The organism is Halohasta sp. A2, assembly GCF_056175805.1.
The window spans coordinates 1-347 of record NZ_JAQFWV010000244.1; the positions used below are offsets into that span (position 1 = coordinate 1).

The 347-nt window shown below is 59.9% G+C and carries 1 protein-coding gene; it reads right to left on the reverse strand.

Translation table 11 applies throughout. From position 1 onward, the window contains the following. The coding region (locus O2S87_RS18990) for an RNA-guided endonuclease InsQ/TnpB family protein (RefSeq protein ID WP_475410248.1) at nt 1–347 on the reverse strand (347 nt) is incomplete at both ends.

Genomic DNA, 347 nt, shown 5'->3' on the forward strand with positions numbered 1-347 from the left:
GATCGAATCCGCGTGAGAGGATGTTGTACGCCGCGTTGAGGTCGCGGTCCGCCTCGAATCCGCATGAGGGACACGAGTGTTCGCGGACCCACAGCGGTTTTTCGGTCGAAACGCCGCACTGCGAACATTCCTTTGTTGTCACTCGCGGATCGACGGCGACAAAGTGGGTTCCTTCGCGTTCGCACTTGTACTCCACCATCTGCAGGAACGTCCCCCACGCCGCTCCGGCGCGGTTGCGACTGTTCGACGGAAGTTCCATCAGTCCCTTCGCGTCGAGGTCTTCGACCGCTACGAGGCCGTATTCCCGAGCGTAGTAGTTTGAAAGCTTGTGAAGGAAGTCCCGACGC